General features: G+C 62.4%; 2 protein-coding genes. Both read left to right on the top strand.

The genetic code is table 11. From position 1 onward, the window contains the following. Positions 1-161 precede the first annotated feature (161 nt). Positions 162-1,655 (top strand): IS21 family transposase, encoded by a 1,494-nt coding sequence (istA, locus tag E1N52_RS43420; RefSeq protein WP_133191221.1) that lies wholly within the window; start codon positions 162-164, stop codon positions 1,653-1,655. After that, positions 1,652-2,494, top strand: a complete 843-nt coding sequence (gene istB, locus E1N52_RS43425) for an IS21-like element helper ATPase IstB (protein ID WP_133191223.1) — start codon at positions 1,652-1,654, stop codon at positions 2,492-2,494. The genes istA and istB overlap by 4 nt, the downstream gene beginning before the upstream one ends. Positions 2,495-2,634: the final 140 nt, after the last annotated feature.

The raw sequence follows: 2,634 nt of genomic DNA on the forward strand, positions 1-2,634 counted from the left end.
TGGGGGGCGACAATTATGTTGGCCGGTCGTTGACGTTTGTTTTGGCCGGTGGTGAGGAGTCGGAGGCGGCGTAGCCGCCGGAGACGACGAACCACCGGCGGCGCCGCGTCGGCGGGGCAATAGGATGGCTGATCGATTCTTAAAGAAGAAGCGGTCAGCACATGTCTGGAACCCGCATCACCGACCAACAGGTTCGCCTCTACATGAACAAGCGCAAACACCATCCGCAGGAACTCGCGGCCGCGAAGGCAGGAATAAGCGTGCGCAGCGCACGCCGCATTGAGCGTGACGCGACGTTGCCATCCCAGAAGCCGCAGCGCTCCTGGCGCACCCGTCCCGATCCGTTCGCCGATGTCTGGGACAGCGAGGTCGTGCCGTTGCTGCGTAACGCTCCCCATCTGACGGGCATCACGATCCTGCGCAAGCTGCAGGATGATCACCCGGGCTGCTATCCCGACAGCATGCGTCGCACGCTGGAACGACGCATTTCTCAATGGCGGGCGCTCGAAGGTCCCAGCCAGGAGATCTTCTTCCCCCAGGAGCATCAGCCCGGCGTGCGCGGGCTGTCTGACTTCACCGATATGAGCAAGTTGTGCGTGACGATCGGCGGCACACTGTTCGAGCACCGGCTGTATCACTTCGTGCTGGCATTCTCGCGCTGGGAGTATGCCTGCGTGGTTGAGGGCGGCGAGAGCTTCGAAGCCCTCGCCAACGGTTTGCAGAACGCTCTATGGCAGGCGGGAGGTTGCCCGCGCGAGCATCGCACCGACAGCCTGTCAGCCGCCTTCAAGAACCTGAGCGAGAAGGAAGACTTCACTACCCGTTACAAGGCGCTGCTCGATCACTACGACATGCAGGGCACGCGTAACAATCGCGGCCTGGGTCACGAGAACGGGAGCGTCGAATCCTCGCACCGGTATCTGAAGGACGCAGTTGATCAAGCCCTGATGCTGCGTGGCCATCGCGACTTCGTTGATCGCGCCGCCTACGACGAATTCATCCGCGAACAGGTGATGCGTCGAAACCGGCGCTGCGCCGCCGCGTTCCGTATCGAGCGCCAGCAGCTTCAGGATCTGCCGGAGTACCGTACCACCGACTTCGTCGAGGAGGAGGCTCCTGTGACCCGCTGCAGCACTTTTACGGTGCGCGGCATCCTCTACAGTGCGCCGTCGCGCCTGATTGGYCACCGGCTGAAGGTGCGCRTCTACGGCGACCGGCTCGACTGYTACCTGTCCGGCGTGCTGGTCCACAGCACCGCACGGGGCTCGCGTGCGCRCGACAACCGCCACGCGCTTGATTACCGCCACTTCATTGACTCGCTGAAGCGCAAACCCCAGGCATTCAAGGGGCTCGCGTTTCGTGACGCGCTGTTCCCGCGTGATGCGTACCGCAGAACCTGGGAACAACTTGATGCCCGCCTGTCACAACGCGACGCATGCAAGACGATGGTCGGCCTGCTTGAGCTCGCGGGCCTGCACGGCGTGGAGGCCGTACTGGCCGGGCAGCTTGATGCAATGCTGGAAACCGGCGAGCTTCCCGATCTCAAGGCGCTGCGTGAGCAGTACGCACCCCGTGCGGCCCAGTGCCCCGATGTCGAGGTTCAGATGCCGCCCGTTGCCGTCTATGACGAACTGCTCAAGAAGGTGGCAGCATGAACTCGCCCGCGCATGATGGTGGCCGCCTGGCCTTGATGCTCAACGAGCTGCGTTTGCCAACGATCGGCAGGTTGTGGCCCGAGTTCGCTGAGCGCTCGGACAAGGAAGCCTGGCCGGCCGCACGCCTGCTCGGCGCACTGCTAGAGCACGAGCTGGCCGAACGCGCTAAACGACGCATCGAGCGGCACCGTACCGAGTCGCATCTGGACCCGACCAAGACGCTCGCCGCCTTCGACTTCGGCGCCGTGCCGATGGTCTCAAAAGCGCATGTCACAGCGCTGGCCACCGGAGAGTCATGGCTGGAGAAAGGCGCCACGGTTCTCCTGTTCGGCCCGCCTGGGGTCGGAAAAAGCCACCTGGGATCGGCTATCGGTCATGCATTGATCGACGTCGGCTACCGCGTGCTGTTCACGCGTACCAGCGAGCTCGTCCAGAAGCTGCAGGCCGCGCGCCAGAGCCTGCTGTTGCCTTCCGCGCTGGCCAAGCTCGATCGCTTCGATTTGATCATCCTCGACGACCTGTCGTATGCCCGCAAGGACCAGGCCGAGACCAGCGTTCTGTTCGAGCTGATTGCCGAGAGGTATGAGCGAAAAAGTCTTCTGATAACTGCAAACCAACCGTTCTCGGGCTGGAATGACGTGTTCCCCGACCCCGGCATGACGGTCGCCGCCATCGACCGGCTTGTGCATCACTCGACGATCTTCGAACTCAACGTCGAAAGCTACCGCCGCCGCAAGGCCGGCGACAAACAGAATGCACGGCGGCGTCAATTACACGGCGACAACCCTGCCAATCCGTTCAGCGGCCAGTTGCCTGACGACGGCAACGTTGCGCAGTAACGAAGAGCGTCAACTACACGATCATGCAACGACAACTACGAAGGAGCAACGTCAAATATGACCTGATACCGAACGACAACTACCCCGTTGACCGGCCAAAATAGTTGTCGCTGACCGGCCGTGCTGCTTGACGCTCTCTA

The organism is Paraburkholderia guartelaensis (genome assembly GCF_004353905.1).
Lineage (GTDB): Bacteria > Pseudomonadota > Gammaproteobacteria > Burkholderiales > Burkholderiaceae > Paraburkholderia > Paraburkholderia guartelaensis.